Raw genomic sequence first — 13,159 nt, 5'->3', positions numbered from 1 at the left:
ACCATGGAGACCATTCGAATGTCACAGAATCATGCCGCCGTCCGACTTGTGGATGCCAGCGATACCTTGCCGCGCAACTCTGAACGCTGGCGGCCGATCCGTGTGCCGGCCCAAGTGATCGAGGCAGAAATTGAGCGCCTCTCACGGATCCCCGCACCGCAAAACGGACGCCGCAGTGCGCTGATCGTCCACCCCGAATCGAAGGAGGTGTCTGGCATCTCTCAGGGCGTGCAGATTGCCATCAATGTCCTGCTGCCGGGCGAACGCACCCAAGGTTTCCGATACAACGCGAGCCAGGTGGAGTTGTGCATCCGCGGACGCGGCACGGTGCACGTCGAGAACCAGTCAATGACGATGGAGCCTTATGACGTCACCATGGTTCCGTCGATGCGCCACCATTGGTACAGCAACGATGGCGACACGGCCTGGGTTCGTTTGTCCTATTCAAATGCGCCGCTGCTGCAGCGCCTGGGCGTTCTTTATGTCGAAGAGGGCGAAGCGTCGTCGTCTGCACTCTCCGAAGATCCTCCCGCTTCCGCGGTATACACGAGTAACAGCGCCCCAGACATTGCCGTTTCTCCCGACGGGGCCAGGTTGCGTGGTTACGAATTTCTGACCGATATTCCGGTCGTCGAGAACCGTGCGTTGTGCTGGCCCTGGACATCTGTGTCCGCCACGCTGTCGAGCGAGCCCGGGGATGGCAAGCGCACCATCATGCTGCTGTACAACCCGGCGACGGAACGGCGCAACGGGACAACCCACAGTTTTTTCGCGACGATGTCACGCGTGCCGCCCGGCTCGCCACCGCGCAGAGCTGGCAGGGGCCATCGACACAGCTCGGTGGCGATCAACTATCACTTCCAGGGCAGCGGCTCGAGCCAGGTCGACGGTGAAACGATCGCGTGGGAGGCGGGCGACTTGCTGCTTTCGGCTCCCGGATGGTCCGAACATGCGCATTTCGTCAGCCCTGAAGGCGCCAGTGTCCTGACTATCCAAGACCATCCCCTGCACATCGGCATGGAGTCGCTGATCTGGCAGGAGCGCATCGACGGCCCCATCCTCACGCTGGGTTCCCAGCCCGGGCAGAAGGGTTACGTTGGCCCTCGACTGGCGGGTGCCTGAGCAGAAGAAACACAGAACCTTTGAAAAAGTAAACCCATGTTTGACACCGACACCATCCAGAAGCTCGCGCGCGAGTTGCACGACAGCGAGCGCTCACGCGTACAGGTTGAGCATTTTTCCAAGCGTTTTCCGGGCATGACGGTCGCCGACGGCTATGCAGTCTCCAGCGCCTGGCTCAAGATGAAGATCGCCGAAGGTCGAAAACCCCTCGGTCACAAGATTGGGCTGACCTCGCGCGCCATGCAGATGGCCAGCCAGATCACGGAGCCCGACTATGGCACCCTGCTGGACGACATGCTGTTCCAGCCGGGGGACATCCCGTTCGAGCGTTTCATCGCGCCACGCGTGGAAGTGGAGCTCGCCTTCGTCCTCAAGAAGAGGCTGGAGGGCGCCCACGTCACGGCGCGCGACGTGATTGAAGCCACCGAATACGTGACGCCCGCCATCGAGATCATCGATTCCCGCATCGAGCAGTTCGACCGGCACACGAAGGTGATGCGCAAGGTGCAGGATACGATCAGCGACAACGCGGCGAATGCAGGGATCATCCTGGGCGGTAACAAGATGCACCCGCGTGATCTGGATCTCCCCTGGTGCGGCGCCATCCTGCGTCAGAACGGCGCTGTCGAAGAGACGGGTCTCGCAGCCGGCGTGCAAGGCGATCCCGCCATCGGGGTGGCTTGGCTCGCGATGAAGTTGGCGCCCTGGGGGCAGTGCCTCGAAGCCGGCGAGGTGGTGCTTGCCGGCTCGTTCACTCGCCCGGTGGCCGCCCAGCGAGGCGATGTCTTCGATGCCGACTTCGGCCGGCTGGGACGCCTTGAGTTCCGCTTTGCCTGATGCCTTGACCCGTCCTGCAATAGGTTGGCACTTGTGAAAGACATATGACCGGCGCTCTGATTTCGGCTAAAGACGCCCGATGAAATTCATCGGGCGTTTTCAATTCCAAGGACCGGTGAGACCTGGAGGTCAGGGCGCTCACTGCGACGAAGGTACCGTGGGTACCTCCCTGGCCTCAGTATCTTCCACCCGTGACGTGCAGTACTTCACCAGTGATGTAGCCGGCCGCCTCGGAGGCAAGAAAGGCGATTGCCGCCGCTACATCATCGGACTCGCCGATGCGCGGGATGGGCGTGGTCTTCTCCGCGTTCTCCTTGATCTTGGGGAAGTGCGGCAGACCCGTGACAGCCTCGGTGCCGATAATGCCTGGCGCGACGGCGTTCACGGTGATCCAGTTACGCCCGTTTTCCATTGCCATCGCTCGAGTGAAGCCGAGGATGCCGGCTTTGGCCGCCGAGTAGTTGGCCTGGCCCGGGTTGCCCAGGTGGGCGCGCGAGGAGATGTTGATGATTCGCCCGAACTTCTGTTCCGCCAGGTGCGGGATGGCAGCACGGGTGCACAGGAAGGCGCCCTTGAGCACCACGTCGACCACCGAGTCCCAGTCGTGCACCGACATCTTCGTGATGCGCATGTCGCGGGTGAAACCGGCGTTGTTCACCAGGATGTGCAGCCCGCCCAGTTCGGACACGGCCGCATCGACCATCGCCTGTACGCTCGCCTCGTCCGTGACATCGGCACGCAGCGCGTGAGCCCTGCCTCCGGCTTCAACAATGCTCGCGGCGGTCTGCTGCGCCTTCGCCAGGTCGATGTCCGCCACCAGAATACTGGCACCTTCTGCTGCCAGCCGGCGGCAGGTGGCCGCGCCGATGCCGTTGCCTCCACCGGTCACGATGGCAATTTTCCCATTCAATCCGAAATCCATTACATGCTCCAAAGAGGCTTAAAACGCCTCGAAAGTTTTCAACAATTCCTTGGCAATGACCAACTGCTGGATCTGCGAGGTGCCCTCGTAGATGCGGAACAGCCGCACGTCGCGGTAGAAGCGCTCCACCCGACTTTCCTGCATGTAGCCGGCGCCGCCATACACCTGGATGCAGCGGTCGGCGATGCGGCCCACCATCTCGGAGGCGAAAAGCTTGCAGCAGGAGGCTTCCAGCGAAATCCGTTCGCCGGCATCACGGCGGCGCGCGGTGTCGCGCACCATGCACTCTGCCGCATAGAGGTCGGTCTTGCTGTCGGCGAACATGGCCTGCAGCAACTGGAATTCCGCGATCGGCTTGCCGAATTGCTTGCGCTCGGTCGCATAGCGCAGCATCTCGTGCAGGATACGTTTTCCTTGGCCGACGCAGAGCGCCGAGATGTTGACGCGGCCCCGATCCAGCGCCTTCATGGCACTGACAAAGCCACGCCCTTCCACACCGCCCAGCAGGGCGGAGGCAGGAATCCGCACATTGTCGAAGTACACGTCGGCCGTGGCGGCACCGCTATGACCCATCTTGCGGTCCTTCTCGCCCACCCGCAGGCCGGGTGTGTCCGCGGGAACCAGGAAGGCGCTGACATGGGCATTGCCCGGCAGCCGCTCCGGGCTCGTGCGCGCCATGACGGTAAACAGGCCGGCCAGTGGCGCATTGCTGATGAAGCGCTTGCTGCCATTCAGTACGTAGTGGTCGCCGTCGCGCACGGCTCGGGTGCGCAAGGCGGCGCTGTCCGAGCCCGAGTCGGGTTCGGTCAGCGCGAACCCCGCAATCACCTTGCCGCTGGCCAGGTCCGGCAGCCACCGGTGGCGTTGCTCCTGGGTGCCGTCCATCAGGATCGCATGCGAGCCGACCCCGAGGTTCATCGACACCAACGAGCGGAAGGCGGCGGAAGTCCAGGTGAGCTCCATGACCAGTTCGACTTCCTGGCTCATGTTGAGGCCGAGGCCTCCGTATTCAGCAGGCAGGGTCAGGCCAAACAGACCCATGTCGCGGAATTCGGCGATGACTTCATCTGGAATTCGCTCTTCGCGGGCGACTTGATCTTCCAGCGGGACCAGCCGCTCGCGGACGTACCGGTGCAGCGTCTCGCGCAGCATGGACAGGGTGTCTGCATCGACGCCGGGGTCGGCCGACGATGCGAAAGGGGGGGCGTGGGTCAATTTGTTGCGCTCCGGAAGATGGCGCGCCAGCGGGGTGCCGGCAACGAGGTTTTAATTGTACGTGAAATTGATTTTCACGTAATTTAAAAATGGCTAGAATAATCTCGAAATTCAATTTCAGAAAGAACTTATGACGCAGAACGTTTACATAGTCGGTGTGGGGATGACCCCACTGGGCAAGCACCTGGACAAGAGCGTGAAGCAGCTCAGCGCGATCGCTATCGATGCGGCGCTGGCCGATGCCGGAATGGCCAAGGAATGGGTCGAAGCCGCTTGGTTCTGCAACACTCGCCAGGGCGCTCTGGAAGGGCAGCACGGCGTGCGCGGCCAAGCGTCGCTGCGAGCCTATGGTTTTGAGGGCATTCCCATCTTCAATACGGACAATGCCTGCGCCAGTTCCAGCTCCGGGCTGATGCAGGCCTACGCGGCCGTGCGCGCCGGCATCCACGAAGTGGTCCTGGTCGTCGGCGCCGAGAAGATGAACTATCCCGAGAAGCGCAAGGAGATGTTCGATGCCTTCAAGGGCAGCTGGGACCGCGACCTGGCCGAGGCCCACATGGAGGCGCTGTTGACGATGGGCGAAGGGCTGGCGCTGCCGCCTGAGGCCTTGGTCGATGCTGGCGAACGTTCCGTCTTCATGGACATCTATGCTGCGCAGGCGCGCTTTCACATGCACCGCTTCGGCACCACCCAGAAGCAGATCGCCGAGGTGGCGGCCAAGAACCATTGGCACTCGCAGTTCAACCCGTTGGCGCAGTACCGCCATCCAATGACGGTGGAGGAAGTGCTGGCCGACAAGCTGATCGTCTGGCCAATCACCCGCTCCATGTGCGCGCCCATGAGCGATGGCGCCGCGGCAATCATCGTTACTTCGGCCGCCGCCGCCAAGCGCCTTCAGCCATCCCGCAGCGTGCGGATTCGCGGCATCGGGGTCAGCAGCGGCTCTACGCGGAAGCCCGAGGAGGTGGAGCGCCATCTCACCCGGATCGCGGCGCAGCGTGCCTATGAAATGGCAGGCGTGGGTCCGCAGGACGTGTCCGTGGCGGAGCTGCACGATGCATCGGCCATTGCGGAAATCCTGCACATGGAGAATTGCGGCTTCTGCGATTACGGCGACGGAGGCGCGCTGGTCGAAAGTGGCGTCACCCGCCTGGGCGGCCGGCTGCCGATCAACGTCTCGGGTGGTCTGCACTCCAAGGGCCACCCCATTGGAGCTACCGGCGCCATCCAGGTCCGTGATCTGGTCGTGCAGTTGCGCAGCGAAGCCGGGCCGGCACAGGTGGTCGGCGCCCGGATCGGCATGGCGGAGAACGGCGGTGGCTTCTACGGCCTGGAAGAGGCTGCCTGCGTGGTCACAGTCCTCGAACGCGCCGACTCTCTGGCATGACCCCCAGTCCGTTGCACCTCCTCGACTGGCAAGTGCCGGTCACCACGCACCGCTATACCCGCCGCGACACGGCCTTCTATGCGCTATCGCTCGGCTTGGGACGCGATCCGCTAGACCGGCGCCAGTTGGCGCTGGTAGATCCCTGGCACCCCGGCCTGAAAGCGCTACCTTCACTGGCACTGGTCCTGGGCTATCCGGGCTTCTGGCTGGGAGAGCTTGTAGTGCATGAGGCTACCGGCATCGCGCCTTGGCAGGTGTTGCACGTGGAGCAGTCGGTCCACCTCGCAGGTCCCTTGCCGCCCGAGGGACAGATAGTCGGCAAGACCTCCGTGACCGCGCTTGTGGACAAGGGCGCCGACCGCGGCAGCTTTCTCTATTCCGAGCGGCAGGTGATCGACCAGGCCAGCGGCGCGTTGCTGGCCACCTGCCGCCAGGTTCATTTCCTGCGCAAGGCCGGCGGTTGCGGCTCAGCCGGCAAACCGCCGCCGCAGCGCCCGCCTGTGTCGATGGCCGCTTCCTCGCTACAGGTCGACATCCCTTGTCTGCCGCAGCAGGCGCTGGTCTACAGGCTGAATGGTGACAGCAATCCGCTGCATTCGGATCCGGAGGTCGCGGCGCGCGCCGGTTTTCCGAAGCCGATCCTGCATGGCATGTGCACCGCAGGCATGGCGGTCGCAGCCGTGATCGATGCGTTGGCGGACGCAGACCCTGGTCGCAGCCATGGCTTTACCGTGCGCATGACCAATCCCGTGCTGCCTGGCGATACGTTGCGTGTCGAGATGTGGCCGGATGGCAGCTTCCGCGCGCGGGCGCTTGAGCGCGATGTGCTCGTCCTCGACGCGGGCCATGTGCAACTGCAGGGAGTCTGAAATGAGCCTTCCCCTTACCGGATTTCGCATTCTCACGCTAGCCCATCTCTACCCTGGACCGTTCGCCACCATGCTGCTGGCGGATCTTGGTGCGGACGTCGTGATCGTTGAAGGACCGGGCAGCCCGGACCGGACCCGCCGCTTCCCCGGCCATTTTGAGGCACTCAACCGGAACAAGCGCGCCGTCGCCATCGACCTGAAGGATCCCGTCGGACGCGAAGCGTTTCTGAGGCTGGTGGAGACAGCCGACGTGGTGCTGGAGGGCTTCCGACCCGGCGTCATGGCCCGCCTGGGGCTGGCTGCGGAGCAGTTGAAGGAGCGCAACCCGCGCCTGATCTGCGTCTCGCTCTCGGGTTACGGCCAGACGGGCCCCATGGCCAGCCACGGCGCGCACGACATCAGCCTGCAGGGCGCAGCCGGGATGCTGGACATCCCTGTCGGCGAAGAGGCGCAGCGCGGCCTGCCGCCATTCGTGATGGCGGACCTCGCGGCTGCCAATGCCGCCGCGCTGGCGATCACGACGGCACTGGTGCAGCGCGAAAGAACCGGTCATGCAGCGGAGGTTGATGTTTCGATGCTGGACAGCATCGTGGCCTGGATGACGCCAGCGCTGGTGCCGGCCTGGAACGACATGAAACCGGCCCGGCTGCCTCCCACCGACCCCGGCTACGGCGTCTTCGCCACTCGTGATGGGCAGCAGCTGACTCTGAGTATCTCCGGCGAGGACCATCTCTGGCGCGCCCTGTGCGACGTGGTGGGACTGCCCCAGCATCGCGATCTGAGCGAGGAGGAGCGCATCCGGGACCGCAGCCGCGTGCAGGCGGAGCTGCGCGAAGCCATGGCGGTGCACGATGCGGACTGGCTGGAGCAGCACCTCGAGGAGCAGAAGCTTCCGTTCGGACCGGTACGTTCCCTCATGGCAGTGGCGCAGGACCCGCAGGTGGTAGCGCGCAAGCTGGTGGTGGATTTTCGAAAAAACGACGGCTCCGTTTTGCGCTACGTGCGCCAACCCCTCGTGTTCGATGGCCAGTACACCTCCGTGGAGCGAATGGCGCCGCGCTTGGGCGAACACAATGATGAACTTCTTGGAAACAGATCATGGAACAACTGAAAGAACTGATCCTTGGCACGCGCAAGGAGGCAGGTCGAACGCTCTATGCAGACGTGGCGCGCTGCGTCACCGGTTTGCTGGCGCTGGGCTGCGAAGCCGGCGATCGGGTAGCCGTGCTGATGCGCAACTGCCGCGAACAGCTGATCGTCACGCTGGCGACGCAGCACATCGGTGCCTATCCGGTGCAGATGAACTGGCACAGTCAGGCCTCCGAGCTGCACTACGTCCTGGACGATTGCGGCGCGTGCATCCTGGCTGCCCATGTGGACTTGTTGCACGTACTGGAGCGACCGAGATTGGTCGGGCTGGCCGTGATTGCCGTTCGGCCTGGGGCCGAACTCCAGTCTGGTTACCGGATCGCGTCGGAGCGGGCGCAACCGCAAGCCGGCGATGTTGAGTGGGACGCCTGGATCGCGGGTCTGCAGGCGACCACCGCAGAAGCCTCACCGCCAGTGGAAAGCATCATCTACACGTCCGGCACCACCGGCAACCCGAAAGGAGTGCGCCGCTTCGCCCCCACGCCACAACAGGTGGAGCAGACCGAACGCATGCGGCTGCAGATGACGGGCATCGCCGCTGGATCTCGGGTGCTAGTGCCCGCGCCGCTGTACCACACGGCGCCCCATGTGTTCGCGCTGCGCGCGGTGCGCAAGGCCGAGGTTCTGGTGATTCCTGCACGCTTCGATCCCGTCGACTTCCTTCAGTCCATTGAACGGCACCGCATCACGCATGTCTACGTGGTACCCACGATCTTCGTGCGGCTGCTGGCACTGCCCGAGGAGCAGCGACGGCAATTTGACCTTTCTTCGCTGCGTTTCGCGTTGCATGCTGGCGGACCGTGCGCGCCTGCGGTCAAACGGGCCATGATCGACTGGTGGGGCCCGATTATCAACGAGTACTACGGTTCGACGGAAGCCGGTCCTTCCACCTTCTGCACCAGTGCGGATTCGCTGTACCGGCCGGGCACCATCGGTCGCGTGCTGCCAGGCGTAACGCTGGCGGCGCAAGATGAGCAAGGTCAAAAGCTGCCCGCGGGCGAAATCGGCGAGCTCTATGTGCGCAACGACAGCTACCCAGATTTCACTTACCTGAACCGCGAAGCCGATCGCGTCATCTTGCAGCGCGGCGATCTGATGGCCACGGGCGACTTGGGCTACTGCGATGCCGAGGGCTACTGGTTCCTGTGCGACCGTAAGCGCGATCTGGTGATTTCCGGGGGCGTGAACATCTATCCGGCGGAGATCGAGGCCGCCATCCTCGAGATGCCCCAGGTGGCCGACTGCGTCGTGTTCGGCATCCCGGACGAAGAGTTTGGGGAGGGACTGGTGGCCCTGGTCGAGCCGCTCCCCGGCCAGAGCGTGGAGATGGAGAAAGTCCTCGGGCATTTGCGCGGTCGTCTGGCCGCGTTCAAGCTGCCAAGGCTAATCGAGCAGCGCGAACAGCTCCCCCGCGACGAAGCGGGAAAGATCAAGAAGCGCCTGCTTCGTGAGCCATACTGGCAGGGGGCAGGCCGGCGAATCTGATGTTAGACCGGCCGCTTCAACCAATCGGCGTCATGGCAGCCTCGACCTTGCGCGTTAACTCGGCAATCTTGGGGCCCAACTCCTCGCGTAACAGGTGTTCCGATAGCAGGTAGGCGGGGCCGCCGAGGTTGACGGCATACACCGGTCCGCCCGCGGGCGGACGGATCGGTGCAGCAACGCCGTTCACGTCGCTGCGCCATTCACCAATACTGGTGCAGAAACCGTGCTGCTCATACTCGGCGACGGCCTCCTTCACTTGCTTCAGCATTGATGTCCAGTTGCTCTGCGCGGCTGGTCGGAGTTCGGCCAGCGCCAGCTCCCGCTCGTCTTCCGGCAAGCCGGCCAGGTAAGCGCGTCCCATCGAAGACGTGAGGATAGGCAGTCGGAACCCCACGGGCAGGCGCAGGCCAACCAGGGCGTTGCCCTCGAAGGCGTCCAGATAGACCATGGACTGCTCATCGCGGGCTGCGAGGCCTACGTTGAAGTTGGACTGATGCGCCAGTTGCTGGATCAAGGGACGCGCCAACTGGCGCACGTCGATTGATTTCATCGCCGCGTGGCCCATGGCCACGACTGCGGGACCGAGCTGGTAGACGCGGTAGCGCGGGTTGAAGGTGAGGCAACCGCAGCGAGCTAGGGTGTAAGTGAGGCGGGAAACCGTGGGCTTGGGCAAGCCGGTGCGTTCGGAGAGTTCCGCGTTGCCTAGCGGCCCGTCGTCAGGTCGGAAAGCGGAGAGAACGGCCATGGCCCGACCGACGGCGGAGACGAATTGGGTGTCGGTTCCTTCTTCTTCGGCACCCATCGGCTGGCTCAACTCAAGCACCTCGCCCGGCTTGGCGCCGCGAGCCATCAGCCCCTGGCGTGGGGTGCTCGGGCGGCGGGGCGGTAGCGTCGTAGCGGCTAGTGCCGCGGCCTTGGTGTTTTTTCTGGTGCTCATCTTGCGAGGGACTCTGTGGAGACGCGAATCTTAGCAGTCGGGTATGTGTGGTGAAAAAGATTTTCGCGCAATGGCGAAGCAGGTGGACCGGTCCACCTCGAGGGGTGGTGTGACCCACGCTCAACTCAACTTGAGTCGTCAATGCTGACGAGAATTGGATACTACGAGACGAGCCGACTTGGATTGAAAACAGCGGGGTCCATCAAGGTGCTGCGCCAAAGCAGCGTGGCAAGTTGCATGACGCAGATAGGTTGTCCCTACAGAATGTGGCCGGCGTGTCGCATGCCATGTCTTCGGTTTAAGGTGAGATTTGGCTGTGTGGCTTTTCCTACAAGTGCGTTGCGATTTCGTTGCATTGATTCTTGCGTCGTCAACGTATTGCACTTGCCCATACTGAAAGGGCCTACGCTCGACGTACTTTATTTTCGAATAGCATTTGGCCTGTCCTGAAGCGTGATTCCCGACGTACTTTCATTGCTTCGTTTGTATGACTTTCATGCAGGGAGTTGGTGGTTTTGACAGCCGCGCTCCGACGTACTTTATTCATTGCGATCACCTGTTGGTTTTATTATTAAAGTTGGTAAACCAATATTTAAGTCTGTAAAAGTTCCGAGTGTTAGTGCCGACGTAAAATTGACCAGCTGGGGGTGCGGATGAAAACTTGGACTGGTTTATGCCGTAAGTCCAAGACTCTCTCGGTATTCGATGGGGCTAAGAGAGCCAAGAGATATCTTGATTCGCTTCTCGTTGTACCAGCGGATGTAGGAATCGACTAGCCATTAAGTACGGCGGAGTTGTTTAGCTTCACACCTATTGGTAACTGAATTCCGATCTCGCAGTCATGACGCCAAATATCCCCGCCGATTTCCCCCGAGAACCCTACCCTGGTGCCATACCTGGAGCCCAGTCCAAGTTCATCGCGCGAAAAATAGATGGTCGATTTGTCGTCGGCCTCACCGATGAAGAATTGCAAGAGCGCTACGACGTCTGCGTTGAGCTTATCCAGCAGCTGATTCCGTATTGCGTAAATAAACAGCGCGACAACCCGGCGTGGACTACGGCGGATATTTTGCTCAGGGTAGCCGATGGCGTCACCTCACAGGGATGGGGGCAAACGCCTCCAGAGATTGACTGGATAGTAGGACGGATCGCGGACGAGCTAGGGTGGCCCCGGCTCGGTATTAAGGCTAGAGTACGGTGATGATGAGCCCAGTCCGGTCGCACGCGCCGGCCACTAGCAGAATCGGTCGCTCAAGCGTGAATTTCCAGTGACTCAAAAAGACTGGGCGTCCGGCACCAACGAAGGCGATCTTCATTGCAAAGATTCCTGAAAGTCGTTTTCTCGGGAGATTCCGGAGTTCCAGTCGGATACCGGCGTGCGCGAAGGTGTCACGAGCAGGTCAAGGCCTTGCGGATGAAGGAGTTGGAGCGTGGCCTGAAAACCTACAACGTTTGATGTGATTGCAGGAATGGAAATGGATTTTGAGATCGGCATAGGGGGCCTCCATTCTTGGAGGCACCCCTGCCACACCACCCGGCATGCGGGTCCGCACCGGGCGGTTCGAGCGCTTGGAGGGTGTAAGAAGTTTTGTGTAAACGGTCTATTGGCAGGAAACTGCCGTCTTGCATGGAGCAATGATGACCGTAGAGAAGAATCCGTTATCCACCGAACTCATAGACGCGCTGCTGGCGAACTACAAGAAGCCTGAAGATTTAATTGGCCAAGATGGCATCCTGAAGCAACTCACCAAAGCCCTGGTTGAACGGGCCCTGCAGGCCGAGCTGACCGACCAACTCGGCCACGGCAAGAATCAGGTGGTAGCCAATGAGGCCGGCAACACCCGCAACGGGCGCAGCAAGAAGACCCTCAAGGGCGACTTCGGTGAACTGCCTATCGAAATCCCTCGCGACCGCGCCGGCACGGTCGAGCCACAAATCATCACCAAGCACCAGACCCGCTGGAGCGGCTTTGACGACAAGATACTGTCGCTGTATGCACGGGGCATGACGGTGCGTGAGATTCAAAGCCACCTGCAGGAAGTGTACGGAGCTGAGGTATCGCCCACGTTGATTTCCTCGGTGACTGACGCCGTTCTGGATGAAGTCAAAACCTGGCAGTCGCGCCCTCTGGATGCCCTGTACCCATCGTTTAAATGGACTGCATTCACCTCAAGGTGCGTGACAGTGGCGCAGTGCGGGTCAAGGCCTTGTACCTGGCCATTGGCGTCAACCTGGACGGCATCAAGGAGGTTCTGGGCCTGTGGATGGCTCAAACCGAGGGTGCCAAGTTCTGGCTGCAGGTGGTGACCGAACTGAAGAACCGGGGCGTAGCCGACATCTTCATCGCCTGTGTGGACGGGTTGAAGGGATTCCCGGACGCGATTGAGGCGGTGTTCCCCAAGACCGCCGTGCAGCTCTGCCTGGTCCACATGGTGCGCCACAGCCTGAACTTCGTGGGCTGGAAACAGCGCAAGGAAGTCGCTACCGATTTGCGCCTGATTTACAGCGCGGCCACCGAGGACGAGGCTCTGCTCAGGCTCACGGAATTCGAGGGCAAGTGGGATTCCTCATTCGCGCCGATTGGACAGTCCTGGCGGCGCAACTGGACGCGCCTGACGCCGTTCTTTGACTACCCTGCCGACATCCGCAAAGTGATTTACACGACCAACGCCATTGAGTCGGTGAACATGAGCCTGAGGAAAATCACCAAGACCCGAGGCTCGTTTCCAACCGATGAAGCCGTGTTCAAACTGTTCTACCTGGCACTGAACAACATCAGCCAGAAGTGGACCATGCCGATACGCGATTGGAAGGCAGCCCTGAATCGCTTTACCATTCAGTTTGACGAGCGCATGCCGCGCGTCTAACTCAACCGCCGTTTACACAAAATTCGGGACACCCTCAGCGCTTGAGGTCAGGACAGTCTTGGCACCCCCAGCCCATTGAAGTACGCAATCGTCAGCACGATCTTGATGACCCCATTGCTGTTGCGCCACCAACGGTGGCAGTTTCCCGCCACCTGCTTGGCAACGTCTTCGCTGGCACCCATCGCCTTAAGCCCCCGGTAAATCGTCCTCGGCCGCTTCCAATGCCACAGCTGGATCGCCCTCAGGCGGTGGCGCAACCATTTGTCCAACGTTCGCCAGACTTTTGGCGTTTGCGCCAGACCGAAGTACGCTTTCCAACCCAGTAGATAGGGCCTGAGCTTTTCTACTACCTGCTCCATGCTGCGCCCT

12 protein-coding genes and 2 pseudogenes are annotated in these 13,159 nt (G+C 61.7%); 8 read left to right on the top strand and 6 right to left on the bottom strand.

What is annotated here, in order from left to right; genetic code table 11:
• Positions 1-3: 3 nt before the first annotated feature.
• Both BM160_RS06065 and hpaH read left to right on the top strand, forming a co-directional pair.
• Positions 4-1,122, top strand: coding sequence for a cupin domain-containing protein (locus BM160_RS06065; protein WP_255368673.1), 1,119 nt, complete (start codon positions 4-6; stop codon positions 1,120-1,122).
• Positions 1,123-1,158: 36 nt separating this feature from the next.
• Positions 1,159-1,959 (top strand): 2-oxo-hept-4-ene-1,7-dioate hydratase, encoded by an 801-nt coding sequence (hpaH, locus tag BM160_RS06060; RefSeq protein WP_092002135.1) that lies wholly within the window; start codon positions 1,159-1,161, stop codon positions 1,957-1,959.
• 175 nt (positions 1,960-2,134) lie between these two features.
• Here hpaH and BM160_RS06055 read toward each other — a convergent pair whose 3' ends face one another.
• Positions 2,135-2,881 (bottom strand): SDR family NAD(P)-dependent oxidoreductase, encoded by a 747-nt coding sequence (locus BM160_RS06055; RefSeq protein ID WP_092002132.1) that lies wholly within the window; start codon positions 2,879-2,881, stop codon positions 2,135-2,137.
• Between the two features lie 18 nt (positions 2,882-2,899).
• The gene (locus BM160_RS06050) at positions 2,900-4,033 is read right to left on the bottom strand and encodes an acyl-CoA dehydrogenase family protein (protein WP_092002130.1); all 1,134 of its coding nucleotides are present in this window, start codon (positions 4,031-4,033) and stop codon (positions 2,900-2,902) included.
• Between the two features lie 193 nt (positions 4,034-4,226).
• Here BM160_RS06050 and BM160_RS06045 point away from each other — a divergent pair, with 193 nt between their 5' ends.
• The 4 genes from BM160_RS06045 to BM160_RS06030 are packed head-to-tail and all read left to right on the top strand — an operon-like array spanning position 4,227 to position 8,986.
• Positions 4,227-5,483, top strand: coding sequence for a thiolase family protein (locus tag BM160_RS06045; RefSeq protein WP_092002127.1), 1,257 nt, complete (start codon positions 4,227-4,229; stop codon positions 5,481-5,483).
• A complete protein-coding gene (locus tag BM160_RS06040) occupies positions 5,480-6,352 on the top strand; it encodes a MaoC/PaaZ C-terminal domain-containing protein (protein ID WP_092002125.1) in 873 nt (290 codons plus the stop codon). The genes BM160_RS06045 and BM160_RS06040 overlap by 4 nt, the downstream gene beginning before the upstream one ends.
• A 1-nt stretch (position 6,353) precedes the next feature.
• Positions 6,354-7,463 (top strand): CaiB/BaiF CoA transferase family protein, encoded by a 1,110-nt coding sequence (locus BM160_RS06035; RefSeq protein WP_177218928.1) that lies wholly within the window; start codon positions 6,354-6,356, stop codon positions 7,461-7,463.
• Positions 7,451-8,986 carry an AMP-binding protein gene (locus BM160_RS06030; protein WP_092002119.1) on the top strand — a complete coding sequence of 512 codons (1,536 nt, stop codon included), beginning with the start codon at positions 7,451-7,453 and terminating at the stop codon, positions 8,984-8,986. The genes BM160_RS06035 and BM160_RS06030 overlap by 13 nt, the downstream gene beginning before the upstream one ends.
• A gap of 16 nt (positions 8,987-9,002) precedes the next feature.
• On the opposite strand, the gene BM160_RS06025 is transcribed toward BM160_RS06030, so the two are convergent.
• Both BM160_RS06025 and BM160_RS06020 read right to left on the bottom strand, forming a co-directional pair.
• On the bottom strand, positions 9,003-9,923 hold the full coding sequence (locus BM160_RS06025; RefSeq protein ID WP_092002115.1) for an IclR family transcriptional regulator: 921 nt from the start codon (positions 9,921-9,923) through the stop codon (positions 9,003-9,005).
• Positions 9,924-10,594: 671 nt separating this feature from the next.
• Positions 10,595-10,699: pseudogene (locus BM160_RS06020) on the bottom strand (IS3 family transposase); the annotation flags it as partial.
• Between the two features lie 65 nt (positions 10,700-10,764).
• Here BM160_RS06020 and BM160_RS06015 point away from each other — a divergent pair.
• Positions 10,765-11,124 (top strand): hypothetical protein, encoded by a 360-nt coding sequence (locus BM160_RS06015; protein WP_092002113.1) that lies wholly within the window; start codon positions 10,765-10,767, stop codon positions 11,122-11,124.
• 111 nt (positions 11,125-11,235) lie between these two features.
• Here the strand turns inward: BM160_RS06015 and BM160_RS22545 are convergent, their stop codons facing one another.
• Entirely contained in the window at positions 11,236-11,418 is a 183-nt protein-coding gene (locus BM160_RS22545) for a hypothetical protein (protein ID WP_177218927.1), read from the bottom strand.
• A gap of 143 nt (positions 11,419-11,561) precedes the next feature.
• Between BM160_RS22545 and BM160_RS06010 the strand changes: the two are divergent.
• Positions 11,562-12,790, top strand: a pseudogene (locus tag BM160_RS06010) (IS256 family transposase).
• A 47-nt stretch (positions 12,791-12,837) separates the two neighbouring features.
• Here the strand turns inward: BM160_RS06010 and BM160_RS06005 are convergent.
• Positions 12,838-13,159, bottom strand: a 322-nt coding sequence (locus BM160_RS06005) for a group II intron maturase-specific domain-containing protein (RefSeq protein WP_304442229.1), incomplete at its 5' end; no start/stop codon positions are given.

This window comes from Polaromonas sp. OV174 (assembly GCF_900112285.1).
Lineage (GTDB): Bacteria > Pseudomonadota > Gammaproteobacteria > Burkholderiales > Burkholderiaceae_C > Polaromonas.
Note: the sequence above shows the minus strand (reverse complement) of the source record. Positions and strands in the feature narration are given on the sequence as shown.

What these genes read in the sequence shown, in the direction of transcription:
- BM160_RS06065 (WP_255368673.1), top strand. Translation starts at nt 4, where the DNA reads ATGGAGACCATTCGAATGTCACAGAATCATGCCGCCGTCCGACTTGTG.
- hpaH (WP_092002135.1), top strand. Translation starts at nt 1,159, where the DNA reads ATGTTTGACACCGACACCATCCAGAAGCTCGCGCGCGAGTTGCACGAC.
- BM160_RS06055 (WP_092002132.1), bottom strand. Translation starts at nt 2,881, where the DNA reads ATGGATTTCGGATTGAATGGGAAAATTGCCATCGTGACCGGTGGAGGC.
- BM160_RS06050 (WP_092002130.1), bottom strand. Translation starts at nt 4,033, where the DNA reads ATGCTGCGCGAGACGCTGCACCGGTACGTCCGCGAGCGGCTGGTCCCG.
- BM160_RS06045 (WP_092002127.1), top strand. Translation starts at nt 4,227, where the DNA reads ATGACGCAGAACGTTTACATAGTCGGTGTGGGGATGACCCCACTGGGC.
- BM160_RS06040 (WP_092002125.1), top strand. Translation starts at nt 5,480, where the DNA reads ATGACCCCCAGTCCGTTGCACCTCCTCGACTGGCAAGTGCCGGTCACC.
- BM160_RS06035 (WP_177218928.1), top strand. Translation starts at nt 6,354, where the DNA reads ATGAGCCTTCCCCTTACCGGATTTCGCATTCTCACGCTAGCCCATCTC.
- BM160_RS06030 (WP_092002119.1), top strand. Translation starts at nt 7,451, where the DNA reads ATGGAACAACTGAAAGAACTGATCCTTGGCACGCGCAAGGAGGCAGGT.
- BM160_RS06025 (WP_092002115.1), bottom strand. Translation starts at nt 9,923, where the DNA reads ATGAGCACCAGAAAAAACACCAAGGCCGCGGCACTAGCCGCTACGACG.
- BM160_RS06015 (WP_092002113.1), top strand. Translation starts at nt 10,765, where the DNA reads ATGACGCCAAATATCCCCGCCGATTTCCCCCGAGAACCCTACCCTGGT.
- BM160_RS22545 (WP_177218927.1), bottom strand. Translation starts at nt 11,418, where the DNA reads ATGCCGATCTCAAAATCCATTTCCATTCCTGCAATCACATCAAACGTT.